The 18,660-nt window shown below is 68.8% G+C and carries 18 protein-coding genes; 14 read left to right on the top strand and 4 right to left on the bottom strand.

What is annotated here, in order from left to right; genetic code table 11:
• Position 1: 1 nt before the first annotated feature.
• The gene (locus tag LTI14_RS04860; protein WP_241465005.1) at positions 2 to 778 is read left to right on the top strand and encodes an alpha/beta hydrolase; all 777 of its coding nucleotides are present in this window, start codon (positions 2 to 4) and stop codon (positions 776 to 778) included.
• Positions 779 to 837: 59 nt separating this feature from the next.
• Here the strand turns inward: LTI14_RS04860 and LTI14_RS04855 are convergent, their stop codons facing one another.
• Entirely contained in the window at positions 838 to 2,130 is a 1,293-nt protein-coding gene (locus LTI14_RS04855; RefSeq protein ID WP_241465004.1) for an AI-2E family transporter, read from the bottom strand.
• 149 nt (positions 2,131 to 2,279) lie between these two features.
• Between LTI14_RS04855 and LTI14_RS04850 the strand changes: the two genes are divergently transcribed.
• From LTI14_RS04850 to LTI14_RS04825, 6 genes are all read left to right on the top strand, one after another.
• On the top strand, positions 2,280 to 4,418 hold the full coding sequence (locus tag LTI14_RS04850) for a hypothetical protein (protein WP_241475956.1): 2,139 nt from the start codon (positions 2,280 to 2,282) through the stop codon (positions 4,416 to 4,418).
• A gap of 66 nt (positions 4,419 to 4,484) precedes the next feature.
• The gene (locus LTI14_RS13225) at positions 4,485 to 5,459 is read left to right on the top strand and encodes a co-chaperone YbbN (RefSeq protein WP_241465002.1); all 975 of its coding nucleotides are present in this window, start codon (positions 4,485 to 4,487) and stop codon (positions 5,457 to 5,459) included.
• 89 nt (positions 5,460 to 5,548) lie between these two features.
• Positions 5,549 to 6,319 (top strand): ABC transporter ATP-binding protein, encoded by a 771-nt coding sequence (locus LTI14_RS04840; RefSeq protein WP_241475955.1) that lies wholly within the window; start codon positions 5,549 to 5,551, stop codon positions 6,317 to 6,319.
• A complete protein-coding gene (locus tag LTI14_RS04835) occupies positions 6,304 to 7,884 on the top strand; it encodes a transporter (protein ID WP_241475954.1) in 1,581 nt (526 codons plus the stop codon). The genes LTI14_RS04840 and LTI14_RS04835 overlap by 16 nt, the downstream gene beginning before the upstream one ends.
• Positions 7,885 to 8,071: 187 nt before the next feature.
• The gene (locus LTI14_RS04830; protein ID WP_241465106.1) at positions 8,072 to 8,404 is read left to right on the top strand and encodes a DUF3039 domain-containing protein; all 333 of its coding nucleotides are present in this window, start codon (positions 8,072 to 8,074) and stop codon (positions 8,402 to 8,404) included.
• A 23-nt stretch (positions 8,405 to 8,427) separates the two neighbouring features.
• Complete coding sequence (locus tag LTI14_RS04825) at positions 8,428 to 10,215, top strand: DEAD/DEAH box helicase (RefSeq protein ID WP_241464999.1); 1,788 nt, start codon at positions 8,428 to 8,430, stop codon at positions 10,213 to 10,215.
• A gap of 48 nt (positions 10,216 to 10,263) precedes the next feature.
• On the opposite strand, the gene LTI14_RS04820 is transcribed toward LTI14_RS04825, so the two are convergent.
• Entirely contained in the window at positions 10,264 to 10,908 is a 645-nt protein-coding gene (locus tag LTI14_RS04820; RefSeq protein WP_241464998.1) for an isochorismatase family protein, read from the bottom strand.
• A gap of 167 nt (positions 10,909 to 11,075) precedes the next feature.
• A complete protein-coding gene (locus LTI14_RS04815; RefSeq protein WP_241471083.1) occupies positions 11,076 to 12,335 on the bottom strand; it encodes a nicotinate phosphoribosyltransferase in 1,260 nt (419 codons plus the stop codon).
• 152 nt (positions 12,336 to 12,487) lie between these two features.
• Here LTI14_RS04815 and clpS point away from each other — a divergent pair, with 152 nt between their 5' ends.
• From clpS to LTI14_RS04780, 7 genes are read left to right on the top strand one after another with little or no spacing between them, the layout of a single operon-like run.
• Entirely contained in the window at positions 12,488 to 12,799 is a 312-nt protein-coding gene (gene clpS / locus LTI14_RS04810; RefSeq protein ID WP_241464997.1) for an ATP-dependent Clp protease adapter ClpS, read from the top strand.
• 3 nt (positions 12,800 to 12,802) lie between these two features.
• The gene (locus LTI14_RS04805; RefSeq protein ID WP_241470953.1) at positions 12,803 to 13,543 is read left to right on the top strand and encodes a DUF2017 family protein; all 741 of its coding nucleotides are present in this window, start codon (positions 12,803 to 12,805) and stop codon (positions 13,541 to 13,543) included.
• Positions 13,540 to 14,442, top strand: a complete 903-nt coding sequence (murI, locus tag LTI14_RS04800; RefSeq protein WP_241470954.1) for a glutamate racemase — start codon at positions 13,540 to 13,542, stop codon at positions 14,440 to 14,442. Before LTI14_RS04805 ends, murI begins: the two co-directional genes overlap by 4 nt.
• A gap of 18 nt (positions 14,443 to 14,460) precedes the next feature.
• The gene (locus tag LTI14_RS04795) at positions 14,461 to 15,294 is read left to right on the top strand and encodes an MBL fold metallo-hydrolase (protein ID WP_241464994.1); all 834 of its coding nucleotides are present in this window, start codon (positions 14,461 to 14,463) and stop codon (positions 15,292 to 15,294) included.
• Positions 15,291 to 16,031: a ribonuclease PH gene (gene rph, locus LTI14_RS04790; RefSeq protein ID WP_342357719.1), complete on the top strand. Its 741-nt coding sequence runs from the start codon at positions 15,291 to 15,293 to the stop codon at positions 16,029 to 16,031. Before LTI14_RS04795 ends, rph begins: the two co-directional genes overlap by 4 nt.
• A complete protein-coding gene (gene rdgB / locus LTI14_RS04785) occupies positions 16,028 to 16,666 on the top strand; it encodes an RdgB/HAM1 family non-canonical purine NTP pyrophosphatase (protein WP_241464993.1) in 639 nt (212 codons plus the stop codon). The genes rph and rdgB overlap by 4 nt, the downstream gene beginning before the upstream one ends.
• A 5-nt stretch (positions 16,667 to 16,671) precedes the next feature.
• Positions 16,672 to 17,775 carry an exonuclease domain-containing protein gene (locus LTI14_RS04780; protein ID WP_255727528.1) on the top strand — a complete coding sequence of 368 codons (1,104 nt, stop codon included), beginning with the start codon at positions 16,672 to 16,674 and terminating at the stop codon, positions 17,773 to 17,775.
• Here the strand turns inward: LTI14_RS04780 and LTI14_RS13220 are convergent.
• Entirely contained in the window at positions 17,759 to 18,613 is an 855-nt protein-coding gene (locus LTI14_RS13220; RefSeq protein ID WP_241475953.1) for an ADP-ribosylglycohydrolase family protein, read from the bottom strand. The genes LTI14_RS04780 and LTI14_RS13220 overlap by 17 nt on opposite strands.
• Positions 18,614 to 18,660: the final 47 nt, after the last annotated feature.

Below are 18,660 nucleotides of genomic sequence, written 5' to 3'. Positions count from 1 at the left end.
CATGTCTGCTCAGAGATTTGAATACACCGAGGTCCACGACGAGGAGCTGGGACCCAAGTCGGTGCTGCCGGCGCGGCGTGAGGAGATCACGCTGCAGACCGAGGACGGGCTGACCCTGGTCGGTGAGCTGGCGCTGCCCCTGCATGCTCGGCCCGAGGCGACTCTGGTGACCTTCCACCCGCTGCCCACCCACGGCGGGTTCATGGACTCCCACATCTACAAGAAGGCCTCCTACCGGCTCCCTGCACTGGCAGACATCGCGGTGCTGCGCTTCAACACCCGTGGCACCAGCTCACCGCGCGGGACCTCGGAGGGGGAATTCTCCGGAGGTGTCGAGGAGCGACTCGACATGGCCGCCGCGATCCGGTTCGCCGCGCAGCGCGAACTGCCCCACCGCTGGATGCTCGGCTGGTCCTTCGGCACCGAGCTGGTGCTCAAATATGGCACCGACGAGCCCGCACGCTCGGAGACGGAAGGCGCGATCCTGCTCTCGCCTCCGCTGCACCGCGCCGAGCCGGCACACCTGGAGGCCTGGAACGAGGATGGGCGCCCGCTGCGCATCCTGGTGCCCGAGCTTGATGACTTCCTCAAACCCGCGGAGGCGCGGCAGCGCTTCGCCCCGATCACCCAGGCTCAGCTGCGCGGCGTCGAGGGTGCCAAGCACCTCTGGGTGGGGGAGCGGTATTCCCGCCTGGTGCTCGAGGACATCGCGTCCACCGTCCTGGGCGTGACCGCGGATCTGCCGACCACCTGGACCGGGCCGATGGCCTCGGAGTAGCGCTGCGCCGCGCGACCGACCGGTCTGCGCTGCGCCGCGCGGCCTGACTGGGTTCCGGGCTAGCGGGCGTCCTGGCGGCGGATCAGGACCTCGCGGGTCAGCAGCATCACCGCGGCGGCGGTCGGGATCGCCATGAGAGCCCCGAGCACCCCGAGCAGCGTGCCGCCGGCGATGACCGAGATCACGACGACGGCGGCGGGGATCCGCACCGCGCGGGCCATGATGCGCGGCGAGACGAAGTACGCCTCGACCTGCAGGTACACGAAGTAGATGGCGGCGAAGGTTGCGGCGGTCTGCCAGTCCACCGTCAGGGCGACCAGGGTCACGATCGTGCCGCCGGTGACCGGCCCCACCAGGGGGATGAAGGCCAGCACTCCGGCCACCACTGCGAAGAGCACGCCGAAGGGCACGCCGGCGATGCTGATCGCGAGGAATGCGACAAGCCCGTTGAGCACCGCGACACCGGCCTGACCGATCACGTAGTGGCCGACCCCGTCCAGGATCCGATCCCCGAGGTGCTGGACCCGGCCGCGGTTCGAGCGCGGTGCGAGACGGTAGGCCCATGCGGTCATCACCGGCAGTGAGGCCAGGAAATAGATCGCCAGCACGAACACCACCAGCGTGCCGAGTCCGGTGGTCAGGATCGCCGTCCCGACTCCGAAGAGCCCGCCGAGGGCATTGGTGATGTTCGTGGGGTCGGAGATGAACCGGTTGACCTCGGTGTCGATGATCTGTTGCACCTGGAACTCATCTTCGACGCTCCGGAACCACTCAGAGCCGGAGATGTTGTTGACCAGCACCGGCAGCGAGCGCACGAAGGTGGACGTCTGCTCCGTCACCATCGGGGCGAGGGCCGCGATGAATGTCGCCACGACGGCGAGGAATGCCGTGATCGTGACAGCCACCCCCGCGGGCCGCGGCAGGCCTGCCCGTTCCAGGCTGCGCACCACCGGATCGAGGCCGATGGCGATGAACAGCGCGGCGGTGATCCACAACAGCAGCTGCGTGTTGGCCTGGGCCACGAAGAAGACCAACAGCGCGAGGCCGACGCCCAGGGCGAGCATGAATCCGGTGTAGATCGGGCGCGACGCGTAGGGGGCGGCGGCGTTCTGCGTGGACTCCGCCGAGACCGGGGGCAGGCCATATCGGTCGAACTCGGGAAGCGCCGCCGGTGGTTTGAGAGCACGGGCTGACCGAATCATGCGCATGCGGTACTGCAGGCCGCGCGGACGACGTCTCGAGGGTCCACGGCCGAACAGGCGTCGACGGGGAGCGGCTGAGCGGTCCTGTTCGCCGCTGCCGGACTGCCCGTCGGGGCCCAGCTCCTGAGGATCATGCTCGGACTCTGTCACGGGGTCAGCTTAGCCACGCGCCGTCCATGGGACACCATGGTCTGGCGGAAATCCGTCCAGCGGGCGCCCAGACTGTGATCCTATTGTTATGTTCGGTATTCTAAGAGGTTGAACCACCGCCTCCTCCTCCGATCAAGGACTCCTCACCCGTGCGTCTCCCCGCTTCCATCATCGCTTTCATCCTGGGTCTGCTTATGGCGGGCATCGGAGTGGGGCTGCTCACCGTCTGGGCCTCCGACGAGGTTCCCACCGCGCAGACCGAGGAGGTGGAGGATGCCCCGCTGACCGTGATCAGTGAAGACCTGATCGACCCTCAGGCGGAGCGCGACGAGTTCACCATCAGCGCTGAGGGTGAGTACACCATCGCACTGGCGCGCACCCAGGACATCGAGGCCTGGGTCGGCGACGCCGCGCACGTCACCATCGGAGCGGTGCAGGAGGGCGAGGATGATGCCCCGTCCACCATCGAGACGCAGTTCACCGAGGGTGAGACCACGGTGCCGGATCCGAGCGGCTCTGACCTCTGGGCCGCCAGCGAGACCACCGAGGGTGATCTTCGCTACCGCTGGAGCGCACCCGATGACAGCGGCGAGTGGAGCCTGCTGATCTTCCGCGACGGCGAGGAGCCCGCTCCCAGCGCCGTCACAGTGGAGCTTCCCGAAGAGGAAGAGAGCCTGCTCGGCACGGTGCTGATCGTGCTCGGCGCGCTGGTCATCCTGGTGGGCATCTTCCTGCTCTACCGCGCACTCGCCACCCGTCGCCGCGACCGCAGCCCCGAGACCGACCCCGGGACCACCCGGGTCGGTGGTCTCGCCGCGGGCGCTGCGACCGGTGCCACCGCTGCGACCGGTGCCACCGCCGCAACCGGTGCCACCGCCGCGACCGGTGCCGCTGCCGCACCCGGTGCTGGCGCCACGGATACCACCACAGTCGAGGATGAGATGAACCAGACCGAAGGGCCCCACGAAAGCCCTCACCCTGAGGCTCCCCAGCACGTCGATCCCTCCGAAGAAGAGCTGACCGGGGTCCTCGGTTCGGTCTCCACCACCGAGAGCACCTACGACCCGGAGGCGCTCAAGGACGAAGACTCCGCCGCAGCCGGCACCGAAACTGCCCGCACCGACTCAGCCGGAGGAGCCGATCCGGTGGATCCCGATGCCACCGGCATCATCGACCCGGTGGGACCGGAGCCGACCGCTCCCGAAGCGACCGAGGATGACACCGAGGACGATACCGAGGAAGGCCGCACCTGGCGCAGCCGCTCGGTGGCCACTGCCGCGGCCTTTGCGCTGGCGCTGAGCCCTGCTGCGCTCATGGCCGATGCGGAGAATCCCGCTCAAGACCCCGCCGAGGACGAGTCGGCGCAGACCGAGGAGGTCGAAGCAGAAGAGGTCGAGGCAGAAGATGGCGAGGGCGCCGGATATTCGGTGCTGCTCCAATCCCAGCTGCAGGGGATCGTCGATGACATCGCGGAGCAGACCGCGGCGGCCGACGCCGAGTTCGATGCCGAGATGCTCTCGCCACGAGTTTCGGGAAATGCGGCGCAGGTCCGTGAACTGACCTACCGGAACCACGAGATGGACGAGGAGGTCACCGCGGACGCCATCGGCACCGAGATCCTCAGCGCCGCGGTGACCTCCGGCACCGACTTCCCGCGTCAAGCGGTGGTCATCACCCAGGACGCCGAGGCCGAGATCCCGCAGGTGCTGGTCATCGAGCAGGCTTCACCTCGGGAGAACTATGAGCTCATTCAGGCGGTGCTGATGGTCCCCGGCACGGAGTTCCCGGCCATCGCGGCCGAGGACGGCGGTGTGGAGCCTGTGGATCCCGACGCCGAGGAAGCTCGGTTCGCCGCCAACCACGCCATGGAGCGCGTCGCCGTCTTCCTGAACAACAGCGAGTACTACTTCGGGATGAGTGTGGAGGAGAACGCCTACATCGAGGACCTCCAGGCGTACCAGGAAGAGCTCAGCGAGAGCGCCGAGGACCTGAGCATCTCCTACACCCGGCCGTTCATCGGCGAGGGCAGCACCGCGATGCGTCTGCCTGATGGTTCGGTGATCGCAGTGGGCAGCTTCGACTCCACCACGCAGCTGCGACCCGAGGACGGCGCCTCGATCAACCTCACCGGCGTGACCGCGGATCTGGCGGGCACCGATTCCACCACGGACGACGTCGACATCGTCAATCGTGAATCGATGATCCTGCACATCCCGGCCGAGGACGGCGAGCGGGTCGTCGTGCTCGGAGTCCACGATATTGTGAATGAGGTCAACGTACTCGACTGATCTCCGCAGCCGGAGATCGATCTGCAGGACCACCATGATGGACCCCGACGTGCAAGGAGCGCTTCTGTGACCGATTCCGCCCAGGAACCCCAGTCCCGACGGGTCGACGCCAGGGGGGCAGTGGATCTCTCCGGATTCGCCTCCGACGGTGCGCCCGGGGCGTCCGCGCCCGCCGCCCCGGCGGGTCAGGCCCCAGCCGCTCAGGCTGCACCGGGAGCGCCCAACAGCTGGGCCATCCAGGTGCAGCCGCAGCAGCTGCAGCAGGTGGTGGAGCTCTCCTCGCAGGCTCCGGTGATCGTGCTCATCCACGGCACCGACGCGGCCTCGGCGACTATGAAGTCCACCCTGGAGGACCTCGTCGACGCCCAGCAGGGTCGCCTGCTGCTCGCCGAGATCGACTCCTCCGCGCACCCGGAGCTGGCCCAGAGCGCCGATCAGGTCCCGGTGGCCACCGCCTTCATCGGCGGCCGTCCGGTCGGGGAGTTCGACGCCTCGGTGCCTACCGAGCAGCTTTCCCAGCTGGTGACGCAGATGGTGCAGATGGCCACCCAGAATGGCATGACACAGAAGCTTCCCGCGCAGTCCACCCGAGTCGTGGAGGGCCAGGAGCCCCCGGCGGAGCCGGAGCTGCCGCCGCTGCATCAGGAGGCGCTCGATGCTCTGGAGAACAGCGACTACGCCGCTGCGGCGAAGGCCTACGAGCAGGCCATCAAGGAGAAGCCCGACGATGAGGACGCCAAGATCGGCCTGGCCCAGGTGAAGCTGCTGCAGCGGACCACCGGAGCCGATCTCGCCGCAGCCCGTGAGGCCGCGGCCGCGAACCCCGACGATGTCACCGCACAGATCGCCGTCGCCGACCTCGACGTGCTGGGCGGTCACGTGGAAGATGGCTTCTCGCGCCTGGTGCGCTTCATCCAGACCCATTTCGGTGATGATCGAGAGACGGCACGGGCTCACCTGGTCGAGCTCTACTCCATCACCGGTGACACCGATCCCCGCGTCTCCGCCTCGCGCAGGCAGCTCGCCCGCGCCCTCTTCTAGAAGGCCTCGTCTCGACCCCGCTCGAAGAGTCAGGAGATGTCCTTCTCAGGGCGGAGGCGCCGCTGAGCTGGGCTCGGTAGTCTCGGTGCATGCATTCAGCCAGCGTCAGCACGCCCGCACTGAGACTGCGCGGCCTGAACAAGAGATTCGGACAGACCCCCGCGGTGGAGGATCTGCACCTGGACGTGCCGCGCGGATCCTTCTACGGGTTCGTCGGCCCCAACGGTGCGGGAAAGACCACCACCCTGTCCATGGCGACGGGCCTGATGCGACCCGATGCCGGCAGCGCAGAAGTCGTGGGCATCGACGTCTGGGCGCAGCCCCAGGAGGCCAAAGGCTCCATGGGAGTGCTCGCGGACGGCGTCATGCTCTTCGACAAGCTCACCGGTGCGCAGCTGGTGACCTACGCCGGGCTGCTTCGCGGGATGGACCGTGACACCGTCGAATCTCGCACCGCTGACCTGCTGCGGGTGCTCGGTCTCGAAGATGCCCGGGGCAGACTCGTCCAGGACTACTCCGCCGGGATGACCAAGAAGATCGCACTGGCCTCGGCGATGGTCCATGCACCGAAGCTTCTGGTGCTCGATGAGCCCTTCGAGGCCGTGGACCCGGTCTCCGCGCGCACGATCCGCGGCCTGCTGGAGTCCTACGTCGCCTCCGGGGGCACGGTGATCCTCTCGAGCCACGTCATGGATCTCGTCCAACGGATGTGTTCCCACGTCGGGATCATCGCCGAGGGGCGGCTGCTGGCCTCGGGAACCCTGGAGGAGGTCCGCAATGGTTCGGACCTCGAGGCGCGCTTCGTGGAGCTGGTCGGACTCGAAGGCGGAGATCAGGAGCTCGAATGGTTGCAGCTCTGATACGCCTCAAGAAGGATCTGACCTTCAACGGGTTCAACCGATCAGGCTGGCACATCCTGGGCACGGTCTTCGCCGGGCTCTACGGCCTGGGCATGGTGGGGATGGTCTTCGCGCTCCAGGTGATGGAGGGCAGCGCCGACGTCGCCGACCCGGAGTTCGTCCACACCGCCAGCGTGCTGATGGGCTCGGCGGTCTTCCTGCTCTGGCTGATCATCCCGGTGTTCATCTCAGGGGCCGACGCCGCGATGAACCCGCGTCAGTTCGTCACCTACGGCATCCCCCGGCGGGGACTGATCCTGGGGCTGGTGCTGACCGGGCTGATCTCGATCGGAGCGGTGCTCACCCTGATCTGGCTGATCGGGCAGGTGCTGCACTGGCGCTGGGACGCCGCGGCCGCCGTGACGGCGGCGATCACGCTGCCGCTGCTGCTGATCACCTACAGCCTGGTCTCCCAGGCAGTGACCACCTCGATCAGCGCCTGGCTCAGCGGGCGCCGGTCCCGGGACTTCCTCGCCGTGCTGGCGCTGAGCCTGATGGTGCTGCTCTACCCGATCATGGTCGGGCTGCAGAGCGCCTTCGCGTCGCTGGCCGACGCGCTGCCCGCCGTGGTGAACTTCCTCGCACTGACTCCGCTGGGCGCCGGGGCCGCTCTGCCTGCCGACGCGGCGGCCGGTCACTGGGGCTCATTCACGCTGCGGCTGGGGATCCTGGCAGCGACGGCGGCCGTCGCCCTCGTGGTCATCCGAGCCGCCCTGGTGAAGATCACCGAACAGCCCACCGTGCCGAGCTCCTCCGGGTCCAGGAGTGCGAAGGGACTCGGGATCTTCGCACGCTTCCCCGCCACGCCCTGGGGTGCGGTGGCCGCGAGGGCCAGCACCTATTGGCTCAAGGACGCCCGCTACGGCGGGACCCTGGTCGTCCTGCCGGCACTGGTGGTACTCGCGGTGGTCATGTACTTCCAGCTCGAGGCGCCCTGGGTGCTGCTCGCACTGGGACCGATCTTCGGCTTCAGCCTGGGCTTCGCGATCTCCGCGGACATCTCCTACGACCACTCCGCCTTCGCGCTGCACATCACCAGCGGCGTCTCCGGCATGGCGGACCGGGTGGGACGCCTGGTCGGGCTGCTGGCCTTCGGCCTGCCGGCCACGGTGCTCGCGGCGCTGATCCCGGCGGTGATGTTCGCCGAACCGGGCACCGCAGCCGCGCTGGTGGGTGCGAGTGTCGGCATGCTGCTCAGCGCCGCCGGACTCTCCTGTCTGATCTCGGCCCGCTTCACCTATCCCGTCCCCAAGCCCGGGGACGGTCCGCTGAGTCAGCCCTCGGGCTCCACCGGCCGGTTGATGATCGTTCAGCTGGGCATGCTCATCGCGACCCTGGTGCTGATGCTGCCGGAGGTGATCCTGGTCATCATCTGGATGGTCAGCGACGCTCAATGGCTGGCCTGGGTGCTCGGGATCGGATCGGTGCTCAAGGGTCTGGCGCTGGTCTGGATCGGCGTGCATCTCGGGGCGCGGGTCTATGATCGCAGTCAGCCGGAGCTCTTTCAGCAGGTCAGCCAATACTGAGGCGCCGCGGATCGGGCCCAGAGCGGCGGGTCCGGTGCTGCAGCGAGCTCGGAGCAGCGGCGGCGGAGGCGAAGCAGATGGGCCGACACCGCGTCGCGCGGGGATGATCTGCTCTCGCAGGCTCGCTAGACTAGGACCCATGATGGTCAATGACAACGGACTCCAGCCCGCCCCCGCCCGGTTTGGCATGCACACCGCTGATCCGGCCGCCGCGCCGGCACCCGGTGGAGCCGCCACCATCGAGCGCGAGCACCAGGAGCAGCTCTCCGAGCCCGGTGATCACGAGCGCTTCGCCCATTACGTGAACAAGAACCGCATCATGGAGTCCGCCCTCGAGGGCGGCGCCGTGGTGGCGCTCTGCGGCAAGGTCTGGATCCCGTCGCGGGATCCCAAGAAGTTCCCCGTGTGCCCGGAGTGCAAAGAGATCTACGAAGAGATGATGGGCGGCGGAGACGGGGACGGCGAGTCCGGCGGGGACTCCGGCGGCAAGCGCGGCTTCTTCGGCTTCGGCCGCAGCTGAACCTGCGCTGAGCCAAGCACACAGTGGAGCAGTCTGAGACGCTTTTCGACGTCGGCACCGATGTCGGCAGATCACTACCCCCGGTCTATCCGCACCGTGCCGCCCACGGCACCGCGGGAACCCTGCGCCAATGGCAGCAGGAGGCCCTCGACCTCTACATCCAGAAGCGGCCCAAGGACTTCCTCGCCGTCGCGACCCCCGGTGCGGGCAAGACCACCTTCGCGCTGCGAGTGGCGAAGCTGCTGGTGGAATCCGGTGAGGTGAACCGGATCTACGTGGTCGCGCCCACCGAGCACCTGAAGCGGCAGTGGGCCGATGCCGCCGGGCGCGTGGGTCTGGCCCTGGATCCGAACTTCAAGAACTCCGACGGCCGCCATGGCCGCCAGTACATCGGCGTCGTCGTGACCTACTCGCAGGTGGCGAACAAGCCCGCGCTGCACCGAAACAAGACCGAGGCCGGTCGCACCCTGGTCATCTTCGACGAGATCCACCATGCCGGTGACGCGCTCTCCTGGGGCGACGGCGTGCGGGAGGCCTTCGATCCCGCCGTGCGGCGGCTGGCGCTCACCGGCACCCCGTTCCGCTCCGACACCTCACCGATCCCCTTCGTGGAGTACGTGGAGGACGGCGCCGGGGTGCGCCGATCCAAGGCGGACTACGCCTATAACTACGGTCCGGCGCTGAAGGACCGGGTGGTGCGTCCCGTCGTCTTCATGGCCTACTCCGGGAACATGCGCTGGCGGACCTCCGCCGGGGAAGAGATGGAGGCCCAGCTCGGGGCCGCCGCCACCAAAGACATCACCAACCATGCCTGGCGCACCGCGCTGAACCCGGAAGGGGAGTGGATCCCTTCGGTGCTCAAGGCCGCGCATCAGCGGCTGCTGAAGGTCCGAGACAAGATCGACGACGCCGGCGGACTGGTCATCGCGACCGACCATGAGACCGCCCGCGCCTACGCCGCCCAGCTCGACGAGCTGACCGGGCAGAAGACCACCGTGGTCCTCTCCGATGACAAGGGCGCCTCGAACCAGATCGAGAAGTTCTCCGATGACCCCTCCAAGCTGTGGATGGTCGCCGTGCGGATGGTCTCCGAAGGTGTTGACGTGCCGCGGCTCTGCGTGGGCGTCTATGCCACCTCCACCTCGACCCCGCTGTTCTTCGCCCAGGCGGTCGGGCGCTTCGTGCGGCTGCGCAAGAAGGCGGAGGTGGCGTCGGTCTTCCTGCCTTCGGTGCCGGTGCTGACCACCCTGGCCAATGAGATGGAGCAGGAGCGCGACCACGCGCTGGACGTCCCGCGCGCCGCGGCGCAGGACTCCGAGGAGGGCCTCGACGATGAGCTGCTCGATGCCGCCAACAAGGAGGAGCGTGGCTCGGATCAGCTCGAGCGCGGCGAGTTCGCCGCGCTGCATTCCAACGCCTCCTTCGACAAGGTCCTCTTCGACGGCGCCGAGTTCGGCCTCGGTGGCGCCATGGGCTCCGAGGAGGAGCTGGACTTCTTAGGGATCCCCGGTCTGCTGGAGCCCGAGCAGGTCTCCACGCTGCTGCGCCAGCACCAGGCGGACCAGCTGCGCCGCAAACCCGCCGCCGCGGCGTCGGCGGAGCCGGTGGTGGACCACCGGCAGCTCAAGACGCTGCGCGCCACGCTGAACAAGTCGGTCTCGGCCTATGCGGCGAAGACCGGCATGCATCAGGGCAGCATCCACACGAAGCTCCGCGACGCCTGCGGGGGACCCGCGGTGGGCCAGGCCACACAGGTTCAGCTCGAGGAGCGGCTCAAGAAGATCCAGATGTGGTTCGTCGGGCGGAAGTAGCCGAGCGAGAGGCCTGTGACTCGGCTGCCCCTGGCCAGAGTTTCCTTCTCAGAGGTCCTCGAGGCTGACGACCTCGACCTCGGCGGCGTCGAACTCGGCATAGGCCTGTTCGACCGAGTCGTCGCTGACGCCCACGGTGAGCTCCCGGATGATGCGGACCTGGAAGTCGTTCTCCACCGCGTCGAGCACGGTGGCCCGCACGCAGTGATCGGTGGCGATGCCGACGATGGTCACCGCGTCGATGTCCTGGGCGCGGAGCCAGGCGTGGAGATCTGCTGAACCCTCGGTGATGGCAGCTGCGGGACCGACCTTGGAGCCGTTCTCGCCCTCCAGGCTGCCCACCTTCTCGGGATCACCCTCCAGGCCCTCGAATCCTGAGTAGCCGTCGGAGTAGAGGCCCTTTAGGAAGCGCGCATCGACGTGTTCGGTGTCGAGATTCGGATGAAGCTCGGCACCGGGGGTGCCAGCCACGCAGTGCTCGGGCCAGCTCACCTTGAAGTCCGGGGTGTCGGAGAAGTGAGGTCCGGGATCGATGTGCCAGTCCTGCGTCGTGAGGATCGCGTCGAACTCGGCGTAGCTGTCCTCCAGAAATTCGCTGATCTCGCTGGCGACCTGCGCGCCGCCCGCGACCGCAAGCGTCCCGCCCTCACAGAAGTCCTGCTGCACATCGACAATGATCAGCGCCTGGGCCACTACGTCCTCCTGGTCGGAAAGCTCCGGGTATGGGTGTGCGACGCGAGGTACTCACAGCAGCACACCCACCACGTTACTGGTTCTACCCGGCCTCGGCGAGGTCGAACTCCTTGAAGACCAGTGCGCGGTCGGCGGCGGCTCCGGCGACGCTGCTGACCTGCCGGCGATCAGCTGAAGATCGTGGGCAGGACCGGGTCCCCATGCTGCAGCCGCTGCGCTGCGGGCGGGAGTTCGGCGAGCGATGCCGCGTGACGCCGACGCGCATCGGCCACGCCGGCCTGCCCGACATGTTCGGGTGCGACCTCGCCGGCGCGGACCAGCGGCACCATCAGCTCGCGGGTGCGCTGGCCATGGGTCTGCGGCGCGGCGCCGACCCCGATCAGCTCCGCGTCGGCACGGCCGGACTCATCGAAGCTGCGCACCGCCTGCTTGACCCCGCCCAGGCTCGACTTGCCGGGGGCGTTCTTCGCCACGGAGACGGGCTCGCCGTCGTCGTCGGTGCGCTGCACCAGCTTGTAGACCATCGCGGCCGTGGGGGAGCCGCCGCCGGTGACCAGCTTCGTGCCCACCCCGTAGGAGTCCACCGGAGCCGACTGCAGCCGCGCGATGGCATGTTCGTCCAGATCGGAGGAGACGATGATCTTGGTACGGGTGTTTCCAAGCGAGTCCAGCAGCGCCCGGACCTCGCCGGCCTGCTCGACCAGGTCCCCGGAGTCCAGCCGGACCGCGCCCAGCTCCGGCCCGGCGATGCTCACGGCGCGGCGCACCGCTGTCTGTACGTCGTAGGTGTCCACCAATAAGGTGGTGCCCGGTCCGAAGGCTCGCACCTGGGCTTCGAAGGCCTCCTCCTCCGAATCGTGGAGCAGCGTGAAGGCGTGGGCCGCAGTGCCCAGGGTGGGCAGGCCCCATCGGCGCCCGGCCTCGAGGTTCGAGGTGGCGGTGAAGCCGGCGATCGCGGCCGCCCGGGCTGCGGCCACGGCGCTGAACTCCTGGGTGCGTCGCGATCCCATCTCCACACACGGCCGGTCCCCGGCGGCGACCGTCATCCGCGAGGCCGCCGACGCGATGGCCGAGTCGTGGTTGAGCACCGAGAGCACGTAGGTCTCCAGCAGGCAGGCCTCGGCGAAGCTCGCCTCCACGCGCAGCACCGGGGAGTCCGGCATGAAGATCTCTCCCTCGGCGTAGCCGTGGACATCACCGGAGAACCGGTAGTCCGCTAAGAACTCCAGCGTGGTCTCGTCGACGATGCCGCGGTCACGCAGCCAGTCGATCTCGGCACTGCCGAAGCGGAACTGGGCGAGGCCCTCGAGCATGCGCCCGGTGCCGCCCACCACGCCGTAGCGTCGGCCCGCGGGAAGATGGCGGGTGAAGACCTCGAAGACGCAGCGCCGCCCAGCGGCCCCGGAGGCCAGCGCGGCCTGGACCATGGTCAGCTCGTACTGATCGGTGAGCAGCGCGGTGGAGGGCGCCGTCGGTCTGGAGCGGACGGCGGGCGTGGCGGAGGCCGCGGTGGCGCGGGCAGCGGCGGGCTGGGCGGAGGCAGATTCAGGTGGCACGGTCCCAGCGTAGAATACTCAGCATGAGTTCAGCCGAAGGATCCACGCTCAGCCGTGAGGAGACTGGCCTCGATTCCGAGTTCTCCCAGCTCCTCTCTGCGGCGCGCCCCTACCAGGTGGTCGTCTGGAACGACCCGGTCAACCTGATGACCTATGTCAGCTGGGTCTTCCGCAGCTACTTCGGTCATTCCAAGTCGCGCGCGGAGAAACTGATGATGCAGGTGCACGAGGAGGGCCGCGCCGTGGTCTCCCACGGTCCGCGGGAGAAGGCCGAGCAGGACGTCACGGCCATGCACCAGTACGGTCTGCAGGCGACCCTGGAAGAGGCCGAGTAACCCGTGGCGACAGCTTTTCGCGCCACCACCAAGGGATACCGCGCCGATCTCGAACAGCATGAGCGCCGCCTGCTCAGCTCGCTCTGCGCCGATGTGATCCAGCTTCTGGAGAGCCGCGAGGACGAGGCTGATCCAACGGACGAGGCCGCAGCCCCGGACGGGTCCGCGTCGCCGGCTGGGTCTGGGTCGCCGGCTGGGCCGGGATCCGCGGCCGAGGATCCCGCCTTCGCGCACTTCCGGGCCGAGCTCGCGGGTCTCGGCGGGGAGGAGCCGCTGGCACCGCCCGAAGATGACGTGCTGCGACGGCTCCTGCCCGATGCCTCCACCGATCCGGAGGAGGCCGGCCACTTCCGTCGACTCAGTGAGAACTCGCTGCGCGGGGCCAAGATCGCGGATCTGCGCACCGCTCGGATGCTGCTCGAGAGCACTCCGATCAGCATCGACGACGACGTCGCCCCGGTCTTCGGCCGGGCGCTGAACGATCTGCGGCTGACCCTGGCCAGCCGGCTCCAGCTGCACAGCGCCGAGGACGCCGAGCGGGTGCATGACCTTGCGGTCGGGTCGAGCGCCAAGGACACCGACGCCTTCATGGCCGAGATCTACACCTTCATCACCTGGCTCCAGGAGACCCTGTTCAGCGCGATGACCGAGTTCCTGCCGGAGCGTGGGACCGCCGACGACGATGAGAACGCCGACGAGGCAGACCCCGACGCGAGCGGCGGTGCCGGGACATCTGCTCCATGAACGCCTCCGCTCCGGTGGGGATCTTTGATTCCGGGGTCGGCGGGCTGACCGTGGCCCGCGCGGTCCTGGACCAGCTGCCGGGGGAGTCGATCACCTACCTCGGTGACACCGCGCACGGCCCCTATGGACCGTTGCCCATCGCCCGGGTCCGCGCCCATGCGCTGGGAGTCATGGACTCACTCGTCGAGTCCGGGGTCAAGGCCCTGGTCATCGCGTGCAACTCAGCCTCAGCCGCGGTGCTGCGCGATGCCCGCGAACGTTATACGGATCGTCACGGGATCCCGGTGATCGAGGTGATCCAGCCCGCGGTGCGACGCGCCGTCTCGGCCACCCGCAACGGACGCATCGGGGTCATCGGCACCTCCGCCACCGTGAGCTCACGGGCCTACGAGGACACCTTTGCCGCCGCCCCGGCGCTGCAGATCACCACCGCGGCCGCTCCGCGCTTCGTCGAGTTCGTCGAACGCGGCGTCACCACCGGGGACGAGCTGCTCGACGCGGCGCAGGAGTATCTCGCGCCGCTGAAGGCCGCCGGCGTCGACACGCTCGTGCTCGGCTGCACGCACTACCCGCTGCTCACCGGCGTGATCTCCTTCGTGATGGGGGAGGAGGTCACACTGGTGTCCTCCGCCGAGGAGACCGCCAAGGATCTCTACCGGGCGCTCACCCGCCAGGACCTCCAGCGCCCGCCGGCTCTCGACGCACCGGGGACCGCCGCGTCGAAGGAACACACCTTTCTCTCCACCGGGGACGCGGAGGCGTTCGCGCTGCTCGCCCGGCGCTTCCTGGGCCCCGAGGTGCTCGCAGTGCGGCAGGTCGACCACGTCCGAGAGACCTATCCCACCGGAATGATCCGACGCATCACTCCCGCTATGCTGACCGGAGCGCAGGATGACTGAAGTGGAGCTACGCACCATATGAAACTCACCATCATCGGGTGCAGCGGGTCTTTCCCCGGCCCGGAGTCTCCGGCCTCGTGCTACCTGCTGACCGCCCAGTATCAGGGCCGGACCTGGCGCGTCGTCGTGGACCTGGGCAATGGAGCCCTGGGCAAGCTCCAGCAGCACCTGGCGCTGGAGGACATCGACGCCGTGTGCCTCTCCCATCTACACCCGGACCACTTCATGGACCTGTGTGGGCTCCACGTGGCCATCCGTTGGCGGCCCGGGGGCTGGCCGGGCAGGCATGTGCCCGTCTACGGACCCTCCACCACAGACCAGCGGATCGCCAGCGCCTACGGGATGGATCCCAATCCCGGGATGCATCCCGACTTCGACTTCAGGACCTGGCGGCCCCGGCAGGCCGAGACCATCGGACCGTTCACGATCACCCCGGTGCCGGTGCGCCACCCGATCGAGGAGGCCTACGCGCTGCGGATCGACATAGCAGCCGAGGCCTCGGCCGATGCCCGTGCGCATACGCTGACCTACTCCGGTGACACCGACGCCTGTGATGGACTGGTCGAAGCAGCCCAGGACGCTGACGTGTTCCTCTGCGAGGCCGCCTTCGAGGATGGCCGCGACGACCACATCGAGGGAGTGCACCTGAACGGCCACCGCGCCGGAGTCATGGCGCGATCGGCGGGGGTGGGACGGCTGCTGCTGACCCATATCCCGGTCTGGACCTCCCAGCGGGTCCTGTTGGCCAAAGCACGAGAACAATACGCAGGCGACCTCGCGGTCGCCGTCGCCGGTGTCACCTATGAGATCGGTGCCAGCACGCCCCACCACCACGGAGAGAGTGAGCAGTGACTATCACCACCCTGCGGACCGACGGACGCGCAGCCGATGAGCTGCGCCCGGTCATCATCACCCGAAACTGGAACGCCCACGCCGAAGGGTCGGCGCTGATCGAGTTCGGCGGCACCCGGGTGCTGTGCACCGCCTCCTTCGAGTCCAATGTGCCGCGCTGGCTCAAGGGCAAGGGCGAAGGGTGGGTCACCGCCGAGTACGCGATGCTGCCCCGCGCCACGAACACCCGCTCCGGACGCGAATCCGTGAAGGGAAAGATCGGTGGGCGCACCCATGAGATCTCCCGACTCATCGGCCGCTCGCTGCGGGCGGTCGTGGACACCAAGGCCCTGGGGGAGAACATGATCACCCTGGACTGCGACGTGCTCCAGGCCGACGGCGGCACCCGCACCGCCGCGATCACCGGGGCCTACGTGGCGCTGGCCGACGCGGTGGAATGGGCGCGCCAACAGGGCCACGTGTCCAAGCGCGCCGAGGTGCTCAAGGACTCCGTCGCGGCGATCTCGGTCGGCGTGCTCCCCGACGGCCAGTCCGTGCTCGACCTGCCCTACGCGGAAGACTCCACCGCAGGCACCGATATGAACGTCGTGGTCACCGGCTCCGGAGACTTCGTGGAGATCCAGGGCACCGCCGAGGGATCACCGTTCAACCGCACAGAGCTGGACAGCCTGCTCGACCTCGCCCTGGGCGGGACCGACAGGCTGGCCCAGCTGCAGCGGGAGGCGCTGGCCCAGTGACCGCGAGGATCGTCCTGGCCACCCGGAACCAGGGGAAGCTCCGCGAATTCCGCGCCCTGCTCGGCTCCAGTCCGCAGCTGGATGACCTCGACCTGGACACCGCTGTCATCGACGCTGCGACCGCCGGCTGCGCCGAGGTCCCGGAGACGGGCCTCACCTTTGAGCAGAACTCGCTGCTGAAGGCGCGCGCGGTGGCCGCCGAGACCGGACTGCCCGCCGTCGCCGATGATTCAGGACTCGCCGTGGACGTCCTCGGCGGCGCCCCCGGAATCTTCTCTGCCCGGTGGGCCGGCGCCCGAGCCTCGGACGAGGCGAATCTCATGCTGCTGCTGGAACAGCTCGCCGACATCGCCCCAGCTCATCGGGGCGCGGCGTTCGTCTGCGTCGCCTCCTTGGTGATCCCCGACGCCCAGGGCAGACCGACGAGAGAGTTCACCACCACCGGACGGCTGGAGGGCACGCTGCTGCGCGAGCCGCAGGGCCTGGGAGGCTTCGGCTATGACCCGATCCTGCAGCCGGAGGGGGAGACCCGCAGCGCCGCCGAGCTCTCCATGGCGGAGAAGAACGCGATCTCCCACCGAGGCACCGCCTTCGCCGCGCTGCGCGGCCACATCGTGGAGGCGCTGACGCAGTGAGGGGCTTGAACTTCACGGCCGTGGACTTCGAGACCGCCAACGGCTTCCGCGGCTCGCCCTGCGCCATAGGGCTGGTCAAGGTCCGCGACGGCGAGGAGGTCGACACCTACTACTCCGCGATGCGTCCGCCGGAGGGCTTCGACCGTTTCGATCCGCACAATGTCGCGATCCATGGGATCACCGCGGAGGCGGTGGCCCAGGCGCCACGCTTCGGGGAGCTCTTCGAGGACATCCACGGATTCATCGGTGAGGACATGCTGGTGGCCCACAACGCCGGCTTCGACATCGAGGTCTTCGAAGCCGCGCTGGAGGTCAGCGGACTCGATTCCCCGGGTCTGAGCTGCCTGTGCTCCGTGCGACTCTCCCGCGCGAACTACCAGCTCCCCTCGCACGCGCTGCCCAAGGCGGCCGCAGAGGCCGGCTACCAGCTCACCCAGCACCACTACGCGCTGGACGACGCGCGCGCCTCGGCGGCGGTGGTCTGCGACATCGCCGCACGGCGCAACGTCGGGGCCACCGATCGGCTGTTCCAGGAGAGCGGAATCGCCCCGCGCACCATGGAGCCCTGGCAGGCCCCGCGGACGCGGGAGTCCCGGGCGACCCGACAGGTGCGCACCATGGCGCACCTCTTCGACGCCCGGCTGCCGGCCCCGCAGCCACGGCATATGCCGGATCTGATGCGGTGGCAGGACGAGGGGAAGAACCTCCCGCCGTCCTCCGTGGCTGATCCCGCCCATCCGCTGTTCGCCCAGCAGCTGGCCTTCACCGGGAACCTCTCGATACCGCGTGCCGAGGCCAAGGAGCTGGTCGCCGCCCTGGGCGCGGCCACCGCTTCGCGGGTCACGGCGGGCACCACGCTGCTGGTGGTCGGGGACGGATTCGAACCCTGGGAGCTGAGCGCCCCTGAGGAGTCCTTCCCGCTGCGCAGCAGCAAGGCGCGCGAGGCGCTGCGCCGACAGCGCGAGGGTCAGCCGCTGAGGTTCATCGCCGAAGAGGAGTTCCGCGCCCTGCTGGGCTCCCGCTGGCCGGTGAGCTCTCCTGCCGTGACTGACCCTGAGGCTGCTCAGCCTGCTGTCGAGGCTTCTCGGCCTCTCAGCGCGCGCGGGTGACCTCTTCCCAGTCCCGCGCGAGCTCGTCGATGACGGCATAGACGCTCTGACCCTCCTGGCGGGTGGAGCCAGAGCTGCCTGGGCCCGAGGCTGCCGCTGCGGGCGCGGCTCCCGCCGCGGCGAGGAGCTGACGGTCCAGGATGGCGGCGACGTCGTCGTCGAGACCTGCGGTGATCTTCTGCTGCCGCGCGGCCGCGGCGTCGGGCAGAACGTCCGAGGGCGCGCCGCTGGCGAGCAGGTGCACCAGGTCCGCCAGGTCTTCGGCCTTGCGCGTCAGCTCCGGATGTCCGTGCGTGAGCGCCATGGTCTGGCGCGCCCAGGCGCGCCGCATCGAGGCGTCGATATAGGGGACCAGACCCACCGGCACCGCGCGCAGCAGCGCCGTGGCATCGGTGGACTCTGGCTGCGCCGGGGCGCTGGGATAGGCCATCTGACCGTGGGCGAGTCCGCGCAGGCTCGTCGCGGCGGAGCCGGCCTGCGCGGTGAACATGCCTTGGAGGATCAGCCGCTGAAGCGCCTGATCCAACGGGCGCGCCGGAGGCTGCGGGGCGTTCTCGGGGTAGGACCCGGTGATCAGACGGTACCAGCGCAGCGAGCCGAGCCACATGCAGGCCAGCGGGTCAGCGCCGAGTCCCTGGCGGCTCCAGTCCAGCAGCTCCATGAGGCCATCGGCGGTGCAGAGCTGGTGCAGCACCTCGGCGTGCAGAACGATCGGTCCAGCAGCGCCCCGGCTGCCCGCCAGGACGCCGGCATCGCCAGGGCCACCCGGTCTCGAGGGTTCGACGCCGGCGGCCAGCACCGGGCGCAAGCGGCTGATAAGTATCTCGGCGGTCTCCACCTGACCAGAATAGTCTCCTGCGGGGTGGTGATCCGGCCATGTCCGTG

This window comes from Nesterenkonia sp. YGD6 (assembly GCF_022565895.1).
In the GTDB taxonomy this organism is placed as follows: Bacteria; Actinomycetota; Actinomycetes; order Actinomycetales; family Micrococcaceae; genus Nesterenkonia.
The sequence above is the reverse complement of the archived record's forward strand: the minus strand, read 5'-3'. Positions and strand labels throughout refer to the sequence as shown.